Raw genomic sequence first — 18,498 nt, 5'->3', positions numbered from 1 at the left:
AGTCAGTGTCTTTTTTTCGTTTAAAAAAGTAAATCATCTTATACTCCTTTACCCAAATCAGTCGGGTCACAATTTAAATTTTCAGTGAGCGGGAAAAGCTGCATATTCAAGCGGCAAACTTTTTCAATCTTTTTGTCGTCCGCAACAATCGACACGATGCGCTTGCGGCACCGCGCAAATTCCTCCACGACCTTCTTGTAGCTTTCTTTCGTCACGCCCATGGTGATTCCACTGAAGTGGCGCTCCGAAATGGGCAACTTGTCCAAAGCCTCCAGCGCGAACTCGCCCATCTGGCGGAGCAGCGAATGCACCGCAACGGCAACCACGTTCAGGCGCCCCGTTGTAAGCGAACGGTTCGTCTGGTGGTAATTGCCCTTGATGTCGCGCGTAAGGAGCCCCGCCTTCATAAGGAAGCTCAGGCTCGCGCTCACGTCGGCCGCAGAAATCGCGGGCCTGCAGGCCTTCGCAATCTCGTGCGGTTTTGCTCCCGGCATCGCAACCGCCAGTTCACGCACCACGGAATGTTTCCATGTTTCGTAGAATGTATACAGATCGCTTCCGAGAATCTTCACATGGTGTGCGTCGCTCAGCGCCTGCATTTCTTCAAAAATCTTCTTCTTTTCACGGTCCGTCTTCGCGCCTTCGTAACGCACCATCAAAATAAAGTAGTCATACTCGAAGCCGAGCAACCCCATTGCAAGCGCCGTTTTCTTCGCTCCTTCTTCCCGAAGACGCGTCTTGCCGTCGCAAACCAGCTTGAGGTACGACCCCGATGCGAAACCCGCAATCTTCGCGAACTCGCGCCATGTAAACGCCGAGGTCCGCTTGCGTTCGCGGTAGTAATCGAGTACGTACTCGCGGTAATCCTTGTATTCAACAACCGATTTCATGATGACTATAAGATAGATTTTTGAAGCATTCCATGCAACATTTTCTAAAAAACAGAAATTGCGAAATTTTGAAAATTTCGCCATATTTATTTTCATATTGAAGAAATTTCGATTCTATAAAACAAAATAGGTGCGGTATAAAACAAATCGTCCATACAAAAAAAGAAATCCCCGCCGACGGCAGGGATTACATTCGCAAAAAATGCTAAAGGAGTTCGCTAGTCCTCGATACAGCGGATATAGGCGGCATATTCAGTATCGTCCTCCTGGAAATTGTTGCTAAACCAGCTGTAACCGAACTTGGTTTCTTCCTTCGTCCAGAACCAGGTTTCGTTAAACACACTCACTTCGTCGTATCGTGTGCCGATTGCAGAGAATCCCAGACGGTTTGTCGCGCCGGCGCGTTCCCACAAGCCGTTCGTCGCCAACAAGTCGCCAGGAGCTTCCGTTTCCTTCAACAGGTCATTCCACTCCGTAATCGAGGGAATGTGCCAACCGGACGGGCAAGGATTGGCGGCACCGCTATCGGGAGAGATTTGATCCAGGCTGTAGGCCCTTCCAATAACGACGGCGCGAAGAGAATCTTCAAAGGTGCGATCGCTCGTATAAACCCACACCGAAACATTCTCGTCTTCGCGGGCAGGCGGATTATAACGCAGGTTCTCGGCCATCCAGCGGTGCTGTCCGATAACGATCGTCCCGTATTCATTACCGTCGCGGGCATCCACGAAATTCTTGTAGTGCAAATCCGGATTGAAATAGGCCTTGGCACCATCCTTCAACTTTTTCTGCCTGGCCGCCTCGGCGGCTTCAGCTTCAGCCCTGGCCTTCAGCACGCTTTCCTTCGACTTTTGATAAGCTTCAAACTCCGCCACGGAATCGACACTTCCCTGCACACAATGCAGATAGAGCAAACTGGAGCGCCCCGCAAACACCGGATACAGGTAATCGCTGCCACCAGCAGGCTTTTCCGCATACAGGACAAACGAGACCGCATTGTAGTCGTTGCTTTCGATTCGCGTTCCACCGGTCGGTGTCGTGAGGCTAACCCCGCGAGAAGGCGTCGAAGTCCAGAACGCCCCCGGTTCCCAGCCCTGCTTTTCCTTCAGGCATTTTCCAGCCGTATCGCAAGATTCTTTCAGCGCAGATTTCAGTTCATTGAACTCGCTCATATTGGGGACGTGCCAACCCGGCGGGCAAATACCCAGTTCCAAGGTATCGTCAGGATACTCACGCCCTTCCAGCGCAGCCTTCCAGCTATAACCGCAGCCCAGCACCTTACCGCTCACGCTATCCACATCGCATTCCGTATAGCCCGCCATCGAGCTGTAGGTAACAGAATCGGCAAACCGCAACGGTTCCACGAACCAGGTCAAATCGCCGATTTTCTTGACGGTATAGACCTGCTCGTCACGCGGGTCCACAATAGTAGATGCACCGGCAACCAGCTTGCCCCCATTCACCGAGGAGCCGCCCGAGCCGCCTCCGGATTCTTCCGACGCCGTACTCGAGCTTTCGCTACAGGCAGAAAGGCACAAACCAATCGCAAGGGGCAACGCGAACAAGAACTTTTTCATAGATCCTCCTAAAAACAAACAGTTTCAAGCCAACCGCGTTCAATACAAATTTAACAAAAAAAGCCGACCACCTACCAAGCTAGGGACTACAAATTAAAAAGGAACCCCCGGCGCACTGCCGAGGGTTTCCTTATATTCGATTATGGATCCCGTCGCGCGGCTTTCGCCTTGCTCCAGGATGACACATTAGCGACTAGCTCAAGCGAGAAATCATGTAACCGGCGCAGACTGCGGTACCGATCACGCCAGCCACGTTCGGGCCCATAGCGTGCATCAAGAGGAAGTTCTGCGGGTCATACTTGGCACCTTCCACCTGGGAAACACGGGCGGCCATCGGCACGGCGGACACGCCGGCGGAACCGATGAGCGGGTTCACAGGGTTGTTGGGAGTGCACTTATTCATGATCTTGGCAAGGAAGAGGCCTGCTGCGGTCGAGAAACCGAAGGCCACCACACCCATAGCGATAATCATGAGGGTCTGCGGACGGAGGAAGATGTCGGCAGACATCGTGAGACCCACGGAAGTACCGAGGAAGATAGTCACGATGTTCATGAGTTCGTTAGAGGAGGTCTTCACCAGGCGTTCGACAACGCCGGCTTCCTTGAAGATGTTACCGAGCATGAGCATGATGATAAGAGCAGAAGCATCGGGCACCACGAGGATGCACACGATCATCACCATCACGGCAAACACGATGCGTTCGGCCTTGGACACCTTGCGCAGAGCCTTCATACGGATCTTGCGTTCCTTGTCGTTGGTCATGAGGCGCATGATAGGCGGCTGGATCAGCGGAACGAGAGCCATGTAAGTGTAAGCTGCCACGGCGATAGGTCCGATGAGGTGCTTTGCTAGTTTGTTTGCAGTAAAGATGGAGGTCGGACCGTCGGCACCGCCGATGATACCGATAGAGGCTGCTTCACCGAGAGTAAAGCCACCGAAAGCCACGGCGCAGAACATGGTCGCAAACACGCCGAACTGAGCGCCACCGCCAAGAAGCAGTGTACGCGGGTTAGCGATAAGCGGTCCGAAGTCCGTCATGGCACCCACGCCCAAGAAGATGATGGGCGGGAAGAGTTCCAGGTGGATACCCTGGCTGATGTAGTAATAGAGACCGGCCGTCGGGGTAAACATACCTTCGATGCTCCAGCCACCATCGTAGAATCCCGCACTCGGGATGTTCACCGCCAGTGCGCCGAGCGAAATCGGCAAGAGCAGCAGCGGCTCATACTTTTTGACAATCGCCAAGTACATCAGGACGAAACTCACGATCCACATCACGATCATCGAAGGGGTGACGTATGCGAATCCGGTGTCGCCTGCGAACTCAACGACCGAATTTATAAGAGAACTCATTTATCTGTACCTCTTAGGCGATGGTCATGAGAGTCTGGCCGTCGACGACAGTGTCGGTTTCCTTGACGGCAATGGAGTTCACGGTGCCGGCGCACGGAGCGACGACCGGGTTTTCCATCTTGAGAGCTTCGATGATAGCCACTTCCTGGTTGGCAGCAACGGTGTCGCCGACCTTGACCTTCAGTTTGAACACGGAGCCAGCGAGCGGGCTCTTGACTTCGGTACCACCGGCAACAGCAGGAGCGGCGGCAGGAGCCGGAGCGGCAGCGGGGGCTACAGCAGGAGCAGCGGCAACGGCGGCATTGGAATCAAGAACTTCTACTTCGACATCGTAGGTCTTGCCTTCGAAACTGATACGGACGGTTTTCTTCATTTTGATATTTCCTGGCTTAAAAGCCTGTTGAGTTTTAAAAGTTTACCTTACTTGACGATCGTCCAAGCAGGAGAGTTGATGTTTCTGTAAGCAGTCACGCGGCAGGGCTGACCGATAGCCTGGGTCGCCGCTGCGGTCACGAGGGCGAGGAACTGGTCGTTGCTCATGCCCGGGTGTTCTTCGAGGGCTGCCACGGCGGCAATGCCGAGGAAGGCCTGGAGCTGCTTGTTGGTGAAGCCCGGATGGACACTCTTTGCGTTCGGATCCCAGTCGCAGTGGGCAGGACCGATAGTTACCGGAGCTGCGGCGGCGGGAGCGGCGGCCGGGGCAGCCTTAACTGCAGGTGCCGGAGCCTTGTCCTTGTTGAGGCCGAGCTTGGCCATGATGAAGTTCGTGAGGTAGCAGAGCACCGTGAGGCCCACGATAACCACCATCACCACGATAAGACCGGTTGCCTGGAATTCGATCAGGGAGCCGATACCGAAGGTGTCGGAGTCGCCCTTACAGCCCTGTTCGGTCGAAAATTCGCCCTTGCAGTAGGTCGAGCCCAGCTTGGCCTTGGCGATGGGCAACACCTTGTGGCCGCCGGCGTTTTCGATAGAATCGCGAACGTCGCGTGCAAGAACTGCCTGATCGTAGGTCTTATAGAGAACCGAATGGTTACCAGCGTGGTTTTCCACGATCTTGTAAACCATGTCGTCATTCATACCCGGCATAGAAAGCTGCGCCTGAACCTGGGCGGCATCGGAGGGGAGCATGAGTCCGAGCTGTTCGTCGAACTTGCCCTTCACCTTTGCTTCAGGTTGCGGTGCAACGAGAGCCGGCTGCTGCACATCCTGGGCCGGGGCTGCGGCGGGAGCCACTTCCTGAGCTTCGGGTGCATTGGTCTGTGTTTCGTTCATATTGGATTCAATCCATTCTTTTGGGTTTCTGTTTTGTAAAAATCAGCGGGGAAAATATAGTTAAAGGCCTGTACCGCGTCATCCGGCACACACAAAAATACACCCCGTATAAGATTTCCTAAAAAACAATCAGAAAAGGCCAAACTATTGTTCCAAGCCCCAGATTATCATATTACGACACCATCTGTTTACATTTTTGTAAGGATGATATTTTACCGTTTCAATTTAGCCAAGCTTTCAAAGGGTAGCAATTCCCCGCCGTTTGTGTCGTTGCGGAGGTCGTTGTATATGTTTCTGCAGTTGGCACAAATGCAGTGGAAGTTCTGACGAACATTTTTTACCGGGCGCTTGCTCGGGAAAAAGTAATAGATGTTCTGGACACCACCGTAATTTAGGAACGCCAAATCAAAAACCTTTTCGTAATCATAGCCGCAGATCTCACACGCAGCACCCCTTTTCTTCACAAGATCCAGTTGAAGAGGCACTATCATGCTGTAATGATATGTTTTAGGGACACTTTCCGTATTTGTTTCACACAAATTAGAAGCAAAATTCTTTTTCGCAGAGGCCGAAAAAGCGTTATAGAGAAAATTGACCCACAGCCATTCCAGTTTTGTCCCGAGAGAGTCGTTCAGCACCATCCCCGAATGGCCCTCTTTCCATACATATCGAGGGAACGCCTTTTCGAGATCCCGAATGCTGAGATGCGCGCCACACTCCGTATCCACCAGGAAATCAGGCTGGATATTCACATAATAAGTCATCCGGCCCTTGCCAGACCAGTCTTCGTCATGATAAGGGTCGGACACGATTCTTCCGCTCATGACCACGCCGGTTTTCCCCTTGCCGACACGGAGCATAAAGAAGCGGTCCCCGCAGTGAACCTTTTCGTGCTCCCACACACTCCAGTTCAGCATATAATTTTGCGTATTCCGAGCTTCTTCTATGGCATTTTTGAAACGGTTCATGCCATAGCTTGAAATTTCAGGATTCCATCTCAAAATGACAACGCTCATAGGGACCTCCTGTGTTTTTGGGCCTATACAGGAAATGTACATTCATCCAACTGTCATAAAATGACAGATTTGATAATTTTCTGTTTTTCGCCAGTAAGCAGATGGAGTTGATATGAAAAAAGAATTGATACGTTGGAAAGTCACCCCTATTGCGGGATTTTGCCGTTTGATGTATATTCAGGCTATGGCCTGGCAACACGATATTGACTTTCTCAGGAAATTAATGTATCTTGGTTATTGTCGAGATATCGGCAACAAGTGCGTGGTCCTGCCTCAGTGGACAGAAACAAAAGGCGAGTGGTCCTGCCTTAGTGGACAGACTCAAAAGGTGCGAGGTCCTGCCTTAGTGGACAATTTTAAACCAACCGTTTAATATCGCCTTTTTGGGGGCGTTCCCCACCTTGGTGGCCATGCGCACTAAACAACAAGTTGCCAAGTGGCTGGAGGCCTAACGCGGAATTGAGCATCAAAATGTATTACGACAATTCCTTAAAATCAAAGACAAAATCATCATTATTCGCAGAAAGCCATCTTAGATAGTTCATGTCAATCTCTGCGATTTCTTTGATGTTTTGCCCTTTATATTTTCCATAGGTCAACACATCTTCTGGATGAAGGGGCTTAATGCTTTTATTCCTTTCCTCCATCACTTCATCCATATCAAAAAAGATATGCTCCGCATTTTCTTTAGCCCATTTTACCCACCCCCAATCAGAGCGGATAACTTCGGCCAAAGTTTTTCCCTTATGCTTGCCGACCTCCAAGACATCGTTTACACCATAAATTTTTGTCGGCTCCGCCGTCGCTTCTCCCAGAATGTCTAGAAGCACCCATGAACCACAAGCAGCACACGGAATCCCCTGCGGCTCGGTATCACTCATTTTGCACCAACTTTGCTCGGGATTATTTTCCGTAGCATCAGCCCTTTCTCCATTTCTGTAGTAGAATCCATAGGCATGACCGTATTTCCCACCTTTACCACTGGGTTTTACATGGTAAACTTCTACAAACTGTGAACGGTACCAATCAGAAACACGACCATCAGGGAAGCGCTGCGCACGGAACGGCAACGCACGACCTATGTTGTAATAGATAGAGATTAGGCTATTGCGCAACCCTTTTTGGTTGATGGTTTTTATGAACTTGGATTTATCCATAATGTAATCTTACATTAAATTCGCTTAACTTACCACAATATTCCATTTCTTTTCATGGTCGGCAAGAACCGAAATTGCATTTACATTATGAATTAGAAACTTATGCTTTGCGTCTGCTCGAACAATTAATGAATACATCGTTTTGAAATTTTGCTTCGAAGTTGCATCCATATTTTTTGAGTATTCTTCAATCTCATTTAGAGTTTTTGAATCAAAGAAAAATAGAATTTTGGACAAAATCGAAACGAAGCAATCCGAAATTTGAATTAAAGGCTCATTTACAGAATCGACGAAGCAATAATTATCTAAAGCAAGTCCAGACATCTGCGGAATAATTTGTTTTTCTTCATCAAAATTGTGATGTGCATAAAGAAATGTATAACAAGGTCTCATATAGAAAGGAACATACGTGTCTTGCAATTCAAATTTTTTATTGTCCGTAATGAGAATATTTTCTTGCTGTGCGGGATGTCTCGCATTGTCTTTTACCATATTCCTTAAAATGCTGAACCAAGAATCATCTCCAAAAGTGTTATCTTCCCGCGCTATATCATCAAGAGTATAAGTCAAATCTAGCCAAAAATCCTCCGTCTGAACTATATCAGGGAATCCATAATTTGATAAAAATAAAGCAAAATCATCTAAGTGCGCGTTCGCGGCTCTATATAAAGCATCTTTTAAAGAGAAAAGCGTTTCGCCCATTTCTGGTTTATTCAGAGAATCAACAATATCAACAAGAGCAAAATACAAATTATTCTCTATAGAATACTGTATGTTCGCTTTTGAGTTGCAAATCCACCGAATAATCTTCGTGACTTTATCTTGCCTAATAAAATGTTCAAAATCCCAATCCGTCGGGCAAAGATGATGTGACTTCAGTTCTGCGACATTCGCTTGCAACCCCAAAGAACTTATCAAAGCTTGTGGATTACAGTTCAACGCATCATCTTTAGAATCAAATACCAGCCCACCTAAAATAAAATAATGACTCAGTGCCTCGCGATTATTGAAATTTCCACCTTCTTTTAGACGAAACTTCCGACAATTCCCTGTTTCATCATAATAAAATTCCCATTTTTCATTGCAGGGCTTTACTCGGTGAATTGCTGCTTCGGCTTCTCTCAGTTTAACAAACTCTTCTATAGACATTTTCCATTCCTTTTTTCTAATTCATATACAATAACGCAGGTAAAATAACTTATTTTACCTGCATTTGCTACAAAGTAAGAAAAGAATAACTTTTCACTCCACGCCCAGAGCCTTAAACACGGCATCTTCGGCGGAGTTGTAGAAAATGAGGTTGAAACTTCCGATGAGTTCAGACGGCACGCTTCCCAAGTCGGGTGCAGATGTAATGGGCAGCAACACTTTCTTTGCTCCGCTATCGAGGCATACCTGCAAGGCGTTCGCCAAGTTTTCAACTTTCATCAGCGTGCCGCTCATGCTGATATCACCAAGCACGGCGAGCGAGCCCAAAGTCGGCTTATCCAGTGCAATAGAGCAGAGCGCAACCAATGACGACAGAGCCAAAGTAGCCGTCATGCCGATACCCTGCAAATCCTGATAGTTGATAATGTAGTCCTTGGTTGTCGTGCTGATGGAACCGCTTATTCGATTCCCGTTGGCCTTTAAGAAATTGAAAGCCGCTGCCGACGATTCCTTGGCATCGCGATCGCTTCCAAGTCCTGTGCGGTCGAATTTGCCATTGCCGGGAAGCATTTGGCTTTCCAGGCGGAAAACGCCAATCATTCCAGACTTTCCTTGGCTTATGGTATAGACCTGCCCTGGGCTGCATACGCCATCGGGAATGAGTTTGCCTCCGCCCTGTTCCGGGACTGAGACGTAATGCTCTTCAAATGTTTCGTTGTCGATGTACGAGAAATTCACGTCATAGAATTCCATGCCGCCCAATTTCTTGAGTTGTTCCTTGACGCGCCTGCGCATTTCCAAGGCAAACTTGAGGATTTCTTCGACATCGCTTTTTTCGAATTCGCCGTTCGGATAAACTAGCTTGATTAACCCATCCACGGTTCTGCGGACGGCGATAGTATCGCGCTGGTTCAGATTTTTGCCTAGATGGAAATAACGGTCTAACGCATCGCTGTATTGTTCCTTGCGCAATTCTCGCACAAATGCTGCGAGGTAATCGGTAATAAAGCCGTAATCGCCCGTAAAATGCTCAGGACGGAACTTCGGGATTTCCCAGCCGGGAATATAGCAATGGATTCTGTCGAGGAACGCCGTATCCGTTCCCATCTCGGGCGGGAACGGATCAAACAAGCTAGAAGTTTTGAGCAAGACATCTACACTCTGGTTGATATTCCCCACAAAAACCATGGACGCACTCGCGGCCTTTTCTTCCTTGCCGCGAGCGAAAGAACCCGATGCCATGTAGTCCTTCATTATCTGGACGCCGTCTTTATCCTTGAAGTTGATTCCAGCAACTTCATCAAAGGCGACGCAATCCCACAAGCCGACAAGCCCTACCGTCTTTCGGCCCATGTTGTAGAACAAATTTGCGACAGTCGTCTGGCCGCCAGAAACAAGAATACTGTTCGGCGAAATTTCCTTGTAGATATGGCTCTTGCCTGTACTTCGCGGGCCCAATTCGCAAAGGTTGTAGTTGTTTTCGACAAGCGGAATCATTCGCGCCATCAGGAGCCACTTTTCACGCGGTTTCAATGAATCGGGTTCCATTCCGGTAGAACGGAGCATTACGTCTATCCACTCTTCCTTGGTAAACGCCTTGCGGCCATTCTTGAGTTCGCCGATATCGACGCTCGGCATCTGGATAGGCGTCAGTTTACGGACATGAATGGGAGATTCGCCACGCTCTTCTTCAATAAATTCATATTCCAACTGAACAATACACCAAATACCGCCGCAAAGTAAGCGATCATACTTTTGCGGGTATTCATCCGGCATTATGATGTCGCGCAACCCGAGGTTCGAAAATTCGGAATGGTAGCGGTCATCACGAGTATTCAACGCGACAGAAATCTTGTCGATGACGGTGTAGGACCCTTTTGTACGGAGAAGGGAAAGAATCTTCTGCGATTCGTCGGGACGAACAAAATTATCGGAGAGGATTTTCTTGACCTGCTGCACGCCCTGTTCAATCACCGATTCGTCATCGGAACTGCAGTACTGGCCCAGAAGAAATTCCAGCACGTAAACCGGGACGTTCGCACCTTCCTTTATTTTTTTTGTCAGGTCCTTGCGGACAATCTTCCCTGCGAAATTCTCGCGGAGTTTCGCCTTTATGGTTTCACGTTCGTCATTCATTTCGTTTTCCATACATCAGCCCGCTATGCAAAAAAGTTGAAGTCGTCCGTTGCAAAAGGAATGTCTATCTGGAATGCAATTTTATTGATTTCCAGTCCGCTATCGTCAGCAATGACCAAGTAATAAACATCCGTATTGCTGTATTTCCCCTGCTTCAGGTTGAACCTAATCTTGAACGGTTTCTGCTTGTCTTCTTCGGTCTTCTTGTCTGCAATAATGCGTCTCGGCTCACAAATCTTGTTGCCGATTTCATCGGTAAAATACACTTGGTATTCGGCCTTCTCGCGATTATCCGAAACAAGCGTTTCCTGGAAGAAGTCCAGATTGAAAATAAGGTTGCTCACCTTGCGGCCCGTGGAAAGCAATCCTATTGTCACGGGCTTTGTTTCGTACTTGGAGCGGTTCTGCAAGAGTTCCTTGTTGTCGCCACGGAGGAAATAGCATTCCACCACCGGCACGACCATTTCTTGCAGGCTTATGCCGCCATGGACAAAATTCCCGTCGTTGCCACGCATCTTGATTCGTGTATTTTCGCGCGGAGCAAACGCATCCATTTCCTCGTTGTAAAGGAATTTCACCGGCATCAGGTATTCCGGCGTGGAACCCTTCTGCATAATGGCATAGCGGCGGCCATATTCAATATCTTGGGAACTGTCGGTGGTCTTGTCCACCTTTTCGTCTTCTGTCAGAGCGTCCCTTGTATAAAGGAACCCGTGGTCCGCCGTAACATACACGTTGGGCGCACGGAACATGTTAATTACACGCTTCATCAGGTCCATGATTTCGCGGACCGCAGTATCACAAGCCGTAAAGACATCGCCCTTATGCCCAGCTTCGTCTATGGTATCGTGATAGATATACACGACATCCATGCCATTTAATCTCGGAGTCAATTCTTCGCGCTTTAGGCTCTTGAATTCACTAGCCTTGATAGCTACGCTCTTCGGGTTCGTCGCCTTCAAGACGGCTTCCCTGTTCCCGGCATCTGTCGCCATGCCGTCGGCAAGCACGACCAACCGCTCGGTCTTGTCGTTTCCCTTGAGTTCTACAGAAAGCTTTTTATGCGGGAGCAATGCCGCCATACCGAACTTGGTAATGGTCGGGAATACCGCCTGCATACTGTGCAATTTCACTTGGCACAGAGCCTCTTTTTTCAAGGATTCTTCGAGAGAAGTCGCAACACCGTAACGGAGCGCATCAGAAACAATCACAAACACGCGATTCTTTGCCGGGGAGACATATCGGTCGTAAAAATCGCTCTGCCTTTCAATGCCGTCAATGTAGCCAAGCTTTTGCAGCTGTTCCGCCGCAGAATTGCTCCAGTTAGTCCCCAGCTCACCCAGGAACCAGTTCTTGTACAAGTTTTCGACAAGTGTCGCGACACGCTTGAACAAGTCATCCAATTCAGCATTGTAGGAATATTTCGCATAACTCGCCATGAATTGGCGGTAACACGCATCCATCTTATAGTATTCACTGGTATAGGCCTCCCAGATGGCCTTGGGCTCTACGACATGGAAACCGTCCGAACAGTGCGCCATGTAAAAGTCCTGCATATTCGCCACCTGGAACAGAGCTTCGTACATCGGTTCCCACTCGTCAAACCAAGTCAGTGTCCGCCTGGTTTCTACCGTACGACGAATAAGTTCAGAATCAATGTTGCTGTCAGCAATATCGGCCATCAGCTTGCCGAGGACAACCTCGTTTACACACGGGAGGCACTCGACACGCAGCAAGTCGCTTATATCGAGTTTCCGGAGAACTTCGGTAAGCTTAACATCTTTTTCTATCTCGCCGGCGATAATCTTCAACGAATCGACATCATCCGAATGCATCCACTCCGTCACAATCTCGTGGCAAAGCTGCTGGTGCGCCTCCGAAATATACTGCTCCAGCCCAGCCATATTTTCGGCCCTCAAAACGTGGCTTGCCGCAGTGAGCAACAGTTGCGTCGCCAGATGGCGTAAATCCATTTCCGTTTCGCCGTAGCCCGCACTATTTGCTATCCGCGCAAAGTCAGCTTCCGCACCAAGCTTGACCAAATCCGCATAGAACGCATTGTTCGCGGTGTCGAGGCCCGCAATCAGGACCTTTCGGAAGATATTCTTGGCATTGCAGGAATCCATATTGCCTAAAGCGGCTATAATGGCAAGGATAATCTGTCCCGAAGAATTGAGCTTGACCTTGAGCTTAGACACTCGCTCGCGGCGTTCCTTGGCAGCAAAGAACTTGCGGTAACGCTTGACGATTTCGCGCAAGTTCGGCGAATCTTCGATATGCAGCTCTTCCATCCATATCGAAACCATGTCCGCACGGAATTCTTCGCTATAAAGCTCCACATCCATGAGCCAGTTGTCATCCGGGCGTTCGTATGTAATCGGATTGTACAGCAGGATATCGCCTTCCGTATCATCGACGGCAATAATCTTCTTGACCTCGAAGTTGTTGCTGCCGGTAAGCTTGATTACGCGGACAGCATCCAGCGACAAGCCATCAACATCATTTTCGAACTCACGGTCGGCATCGTACCACACAACAATACGCCGGCGGTAAAATTCCGGCAGAGGCTGGGCGAACTTCTTCTTCAGTTCCTGTACAATCTGTTCAATATCCATATTTAAACTCTAAATTTAACTTGGGACACAACTTGGGACAAATCGGTCGAATTTAGCCTTCTATCAAATAACCATCAAATAAAAAAGTGCCGTTTTTATGCAAATTTCGCCATTTTTTCATTTTTTTGAGCCTTTCTATCAAATAACCGTCAAATAAGATTAACTTGGGACACGACTTGGGACAGCTACTTATCAACCTTTTCAAAGCGAGCCAGCAATTCATAAGTTGAGTCCTTCACTTTGTACTGTTGATATCGGCTATTCGGCTTATCAGGAATAGTCATTTCAATCAAGCCCAAAGAGAGTAGCGGAGAAAGCAGTTTTTTTCTAAAACGGCTTCTGTTGGATTCGTGAGCGGCATGCATCAAATTTGATATTGGTTGAGGCCCTTCCATGGCATAAATCACATCAACCATACCAGCAATATCTTCTATGGAACCTTTATCACTCAAAATGTAATTTTTCAAGCACGTCTGCAAACGCTCGCGGGTAAAGCGATTCTTATCCAACAGATAGGCCTTATAAAACTCCGGATGACACGGAATGTCTATCAAGAAATAGGAACGTTCCTCATCCGTTTCTATTTTGGCTTTTGCCGAACCATTAACAGACAAAACCTTCTGTATCGTAGGAATTCCCGTGGCACGCCCTTCTGTCAAATCCAGTTCCTTGAGGAATTCACCGAGTCTTCGATTTCGATACCTTCTGGACCGGAGAACTTTGGCCTCAAGAATCGCTTCTTTTGAAATAGACCTATCCGGTCCAGAATGACTCAAAATACTGATTTTATCCGGCTCTATCGTAATTTCGACAGGTTCACGCTCTTGATAGTCTCGATGATAAAGAGCATTAACTACAGCTTCTTCCAAAGCCTGATAAGGATAATTAAAATACCGGAGAGAAAGTTCGCTATCTTTTTGTTTGACTACAGCCTCCTTGACCACATTTGTTTTGAGATAAGCCAAGGAGTCCTGAATCATCTTGGGTACAGGACCTTCAATCGGAGGGAGTTCAATGATAGTGTCGGGATCATCTTCGCGACCATTAGGGAAAATCACTATTTCAACTCTTGAAACAGGGAAAAATTTCTGGGGTTTTTCACAAAACATCATGGCCGCAACATTTTTGATGGTTCGATTTTCTACAGGGCCATCAAAAAGGTTCATCTGTTCCAGAACCTCATTCATTTTGGCAGATTCAAAAGTAGCACCAAGTTTACTATTCACTTTGCGAAGATAGTCATATACAAGAACTGGCGAAATATCGGAAACAGTTATATTTGCATTACCCCGTTCGTCAAAGGGAATGCGACTGGCCATATCCCTTAGTTCTACTAGGACTTCACCTTTAGCCTCAATAGAACTTGTTCCTGATCGAACATAAAATGCCTTTGGGCACCCTTTACTTACAGTTACATTCGTAGGAATTTCATACGGCCTATTTGCTCCCGATGGCACCCATATTGCAAGAACATATTTATCATCAACTTCTTCAACAGAAATGCGAGGCAAATAATAGGGATTAAATTTATTATTATAACCAACCATTTCCTTTTGAATAGAGTCCAATCTATCCTCGGAAATGCCCAATACAGGTCTCTTTGCAACGCCATTTTCCTCTTCAACGCCGACCAATATATATCCACCGCCAAGATTATCCAAATCATTGGCAAAGGCGCAAATAGAATGATAAATTGTATCAGGATTCCAACCCGCCTTAAATTCTACACGGGGGCCCTCAATTTTCCGACGGTTCAACAAATCTTCTACATCTATTGGTAATGCCATACAACAAACCTACTTAATTTTGCCCAGAACGTCCTTGAACTTGGCGTAGTTTACCTTTACTCCGTCGTCGAGGTCGATGGATATCATCTGGTCGGCGAGGTGGTGGATTTTTTCTTCGTAGGTGTGGATTTCTTCTTTTTGGCCTGCCAGCTTGGCAAGTTGCTTTTTGAGGCGTACCTGTTCGTTAGAACTGATGACCTCGTTCAGGCGCGAATTGATGCCCTCGATGGCGGTGTCGTAGCGGCTCTGCTGTTCGTGAACATAGTCGGTGCGGATACGGGCGATAGTATCGGGCCTGTAGCGGTGCATATACACAAGGCACTTGAAGCCGTTCTTTTTGCCGCTGTCGAACAGCCAGTAGATGGGGCGCTTGCCCGAACCCGTAACCTGGTAGGTGTTGCAGTGGTCCTTGAAAAAGTCGTCCAAAAAGTACTTGCGGATGATTTCACGGGAAGACCCCTTGCCGCCCAGGGCGTTCGCGATGAACTGCAAGTTATCTTCTAGTGTAGATTCGCCATAGACGACCTTGACGAACTCGATGAAACGCCCGACGATGTCGTCTTCGAAGTATTCATCGTCGCATATCGGGATGATGTTGTCTGCATCGGCCTCGAAGGTCTTGTACTTGGTGGCGTCCCAGTCGCCGCCGGCGTAGGCAAGGCCAGGAACGTCGAGGCTGTAGCGGCCGAACATGCAGCCCACGGCATAACTGATAAGGCTCTTGATATCGCGTTCAAGGTCGGCCTTGCGGACGGTCACGTCCTTGTCTTCGACATCGGGGGTAAGCTCGTCTTGCAGGCCGTAGATGTCGATAAAGATGCGGTTGAGTTCTTCTTCGTTGGCCTTGAGCGTGTTGAAACGAGTTTCGCATTCATTTTCCCACCGCTCATAGTTCCATTGAATGGAACCCAGCTTGGCAAGTCGATCAGAGGCAAACTGAGATTTGGCAGCTTCTGCGATATCATCCCTAGACGGAACTAGCGGATGTTTCTTGAAATCCCAGGAAGTTTCGAAGGAATCCCAATCGGATTTTGCAAGCTCTTTCAATTCTTTAGCAATACTCACTACATCTTCATTTTCCCTATTAATGATAGGAACAAGAGCCATTTGTCCCACTTCAAATTTCATATTAGGAGCTAGAATTTCAAGAAGCTTTTGAGATACTTTAGAATTTAACAAACCAAAAAGATAAAATAATCCCGTTTCTGCATACACACAAGGCCCAGAAGCATTAGGCATAAAATCCGCAGACTGATATCGAAAAGCTATTTTACCAGTAGCAGTCGTATCGTTCCAAGAAATTCCCTCATGGAAGTAAAATTGAGTATTCTGAGGTCTTGAACGAAGTTTTCCATTTTTATCTTTAAAGTTTTTTATTGATGCACCATCGTATTCCCAATTTACAACATAATCATTATTTCCATACCATCTTCTAAAATCCCCCCCCTTCGTCATAGGATACCATTTTTTCGTTCGGTCACCATTTAATCCCATTTTATTAAAGGGAATTTCATACCAAAGTCTTACATATGTATCATTATCACCCGTAGTCAAGCCTTTTCGAGGTGCAGCATAAAAACTTAGCGGATGTTCGTCATGCAAAATAGTCAAAAACCTATCACTTACCCAATAAGCAATCGGATAGCTAGCTATGCTTAAAAATTTATCTGGATAAGCTACAAAACTCCCAAAACCAGACAAATACCAAGATTCCTTTTGATCAATTGAGTCAACATCACCCATTTGTTCAAAAAGTCGCCTAAACGACGCACAATACATATAGGTATGTTTTTTGGCAATAGTAAAAGCTGTTGTACCAAAATCAGACCCAAAAACCCCTCGTCCACAATGCAACATATTAATAAATGAATGATTACTAAGTAGTTTATAACGTAGATTTTCAAAACTACTTTTCGACATCCATACAGGAATGTTTATCATCGACATAAAACCATATTGCTTGCACATATCCAAAGTCTTTTCCATGCAGATTGTGCTTAAATCATTCTTACTATCGGGATAAATTTCTCTCGCAAGGTTTTGTAATTTATCACTACAATCACAAACTGCTCTATACGGCGGGTTGGTCACCACCACATCGTATTTCTGGGCCATGGTCTGTGCAATCTGCACAAAGGGCAAAAGCGTGTTGATGGCAGGCAACTGGTAGATGCTCGCATCCGTCCTGATTTCTTCGAATCGGGCATAGAGAGCCTCAAAATCCACGTTGGTCACATTCAATATGGAACCGTATTCCTTGGCATCGTGCAACTCGCTTACCAAACGGTCCATCGCCTTCTTCAACTTTTCGTCGCCGTTCTCGAAATACTCCACCAAGTTACGGTCAAACCCGTTGCTCTCCATGATGGAATAGATATGCGGTTGGATTCCGCGATTCAAGAATCGACTGTCGTATTGCCTTGCCTTCATCATCACGGCAAAGTAGGCCAGCTGTGCCGCACGGTCATCGATATCCAAACCATAAAGGTTGTTCTTCACGATGCTTGCCACCGCATCGGTCGCCGTGTAGCCATACGCCATGTAAATCTGCACCAGCACATCGAACATATAAACAACGATGTGGCCGCTCCCTTCGCAAGGGTCAATGCAACGTAAATCCTGCGGCTTTACCTTCGCATATTCTTCGCGAATTTTTGCAAGTTCTTCTTTTACAGAATCTTCCTGTTCGGCCTCGTCCAAATAATATTTCCACTTGGGCTTGAGCAAGTTTGCATGCTGGGGGTGCCCTTCAAGCCACAGGCGACCCAGGCTATTTTCCACCATATATCGAACAATCCAGTCCGGCGTAAAAAGCTGCGTTGCCGCAGGTATTTTTTCCTTGGTAATCTTGATGTTATCGTCAAGATCCTTGAATACTTTCGCCTTGGGTTCCGTGTTGTAATACTGGTAAAGCCAACCGATAATCTGCACGGCATCTTTCCAGTCCTCTTCGGGAATGTCGTTCACGAGCCTGCCCACGGCACTGTTCGGTTCCAGCAGGTAATCTGGGAAAAGGAGTTCCGTGTAGTCCGCAATCCTCTGGAACATGCCCAGCAACAGCTTGTTCAGCGCGTTGCACTGCGTAATCACCAGGTACTTGAAGAGTTCGCCGTCCTGGTCGTTTTCCTTGAACGCATAGACCTTCTGCATGTCGAGCCCGTCCATCTCCAAGTTGATGGCTTCGGCCATAATCTGCGGCTTGAAGGCTCCGGCATCGTCGCTGAACACGCGAACATGGCTCGGCAGGTAGTCGTTCACCTCCATAAAGCGGAGCGCGCAAAAGCGGTTGAACCAGGTGTAGGCCACTTCTTCTATCACCTGCTCAAAACTCTCGCTGCGGATTTTCTGAATCAGGGCAGAACGCTGTTGCTTTTCGACATTCGTAAGCACGCGCCCGTTCACCGTGCTCGCGTTCGGGTCGCCCACGGAACCGTTCTCGATGCCATACTGCAAGGCCTTCTGGTTCACGCGTGCAATCAGTTCGTTACGAGCCCAAATAGCGTAATTCTTAATAGCGTTCTTGTCCATGATTATAACCATTC

Annotated in this window: 13 protein-coding genes; 1 reads left to right on the top strand and 12 read right to left on the bottom strand. The window is 47.7% G+C overall.

Annotated features, from left to right (window positions below; translation table 11 throughout):
• Nucleotides 1-38: 38 nt before the first annotated feature.
• The 6 genes from BUA93_RS10295 to BUA93_RS10270 all read right to left on the bottom strand — a co-directional run bounded on the left by BUA93_RS10295 (nucleotide 39) and on the right by BUA93_RS10270 (nucleotide 6,112).
• Nucleotides 39-893, bottom strand: a complete 855-nt coding sequence (locus BUA93_RS10295; RefSeq protein WP_083597387.1) for a TIGR02147 family protein — start codon at nucleotides 891-893, stop codon at nucleotides 39-41.
• A gap of 215 nt (nucleotides 894-1,108) precedes the next feature.
• Entirely contained in the window at nucleotides 1,109-2,467 is a 1,359-nt protein-coding gene (locus BUA93_RS10290; RefSeq protein WP_072979097.1) for an FISUMP domain-containing protein, read from the bottom strand.
• A 193-nt stretch (nucleotides 2,468-2,660) separates the two neighbouring features.
• Entirely contained in the window at nucleotides 2,661-3,821 is a 1,161-nt protein-coding gene (locus tag BUA93_RS10285) for a sodium ion-translocating decarboxylase subunit beta (protein ID WP_072979095.1), read from the bottom strand.
• Between the two features lie 13 nt (nucleotides 3,822-3,834).
• Nucleotides 3,835-4,194 (bottom strand): biotin/lipoyl-containing protein, encoded by a 360-nt coding sequence (locus BUA93_RS10280; protein WP_072979093.1) that lies wholly within the window; start codon nucleotides 4,192-4,194, stop codon nucleotides 3,835-3,837.
• Nucleotides 4,195-4,241: 47 nt separating this feature from the next.
• Nucleotides 4,242-5,096 (bottom strand): hypothetical protein, encoded by an 855-nt coding sequence (locus BUA93_RS10275; protein ID WP_072979091.1) that lies wholly within the window; start codon nucleotides 5,094-5,096, stop codon nucleotides 4,242-4,244.
• Nucleotides 5,097-5,308: 212 nt separating this feature from the next.
• On the bottom strand, nucleotides 5,309-6,112 hold the full coding sequence (locus BUA93_RS10270) for a hypothetical protein (protein WP_072979089.1): 804 nt from the start codon (nucleotides 6,110-6,112) through the stop codon (nucleotides 5,309-5,311).
• 112 nt (nucleotides 6,113-6,224) lie between these two features.
• Here BUA93_RS10270 and BUA93_RS10265 point away from each other — a divergent pair, with 112 nt between their 5' ends.
• On the top strand, nucleotides 6,225-6,485 hold the full coding sequence (locus BUA93_RS10265; RefSeq protein ID WP_139257982.1) for a hypothetical protein: 261 nt from the start codon (nucleotides 6,225-6,227) through the stop codon (nucleotides 6,483-6,485).
• A 103-nt stretch (nucleotides 6,486-6,588) separates the two neighbouring features.
• Here BUA93_RS10265 and BUA93_RS10260 read toward each other — a convergent pair whose 3' ends face one another.
• From BUA93_RS10260 to pglX, 6 genes are all read right to left on the bottom strand, one after another.
• Nucleotides 6,589-7,269, bottom strand: coding sequence for an exodeoxyribonuclease X C-terminal domain-containing protein (locus BUA93_RS10260; protein WP_139257980.1), 681 nt, complete (start codon nucleotides 7,267-7,269; stop codon nucleotides 6,589-6,591).
• 24 nt (nucleotides 7,270-7,293) lie between these two features.
• Complete coding sequence (locus BUA93_RS10255) at nucleotides 7,294-8,418, bottom strand: DUF3800 domain-containing protein (protein WP_072979084.1); 1,125 nt, start codon at nucleotides 8,416-8,418, stop codon at nucleotides 7,294-7,296.
• Between the two features lie 93 nt (nucleotides 8,419-8,511).
• Nucleotides 8,512-10,566: a protease Lon-related BREX system protein BrxL gene (gene brxL / locus BUA93_RS10250; protein WP_072979082.1), complete on the bottom strand. Its 2,055-nt coding sequence runs from the start codon at nucleotides 10,564-10,566 to the stop codon at nucleotides 8,512-8,514.
• Nucleotides 10,567-10,577: 11 nt separating this feature from the next.
• Nucleotides 10,578-13,169 carry a BREX-1 system phosphatase PglZ type A gene (pglZ, locus tag BUA93_RS10245; RefSeq protein ID WP_072979080.1) on the bottom strand — a complete coding sequence of 864 codons (2,592 nt, stop codon included), beginning with the start codon at nucleotides 13,167-13,169 and terminating at the stop codon, nucleotides 10,578-10,580.
• A gap of 185 nt (nucleotides 13,170-13,354) precedes the next feature.
• On the bottom strand, nucleotides 13,355-14,956 hold the full coding sequence (locus tag BUA93_RS10240; protein ID WP_072979078.1) for an AlbA family DNA-binding domain-containing protein: 1,602 nt from the start codon (nucleotides 14,954-14,956) through the stop codon (nucleotides 13,355-13,357).
• A gap of 9 nt (nucleotides 14,957-14,965) precedes the next feature.
• Nucleotides 14,966-18,484 carry a BREX-1 system adenine-specific DNA-methyltransferase PglX gene (gene pglX, locus BUA93_RS10235; RefSeq protein WP_072979076.1) on the bottom strand — a complete coding sequence of 1,173 codons (3,519 nt, stop codon included), beginning with the start codon at nucleotides 18,482-18,484 and terminating at the stop codon, nucleotides 14,966-14,968.
• Nucleotides 18,485-18,498: the final 14 nt, after the last annotated feature.

Origin of the sequence: Fibrobacter sp. UWH4, assembly GCF_900142475.1 — a bacterium.
Taxonomy (GTDB): domain Bacteria; phylum Fibrobacterota; class Fibrobacteria; order Fibrobacterales; family Fibrobacteraceae; genus Fibrobacter.
Note: the sequence above shows the minus strand (reverse complement) of the source record. Positions and strands in the feature narration are given on the sequence as shown.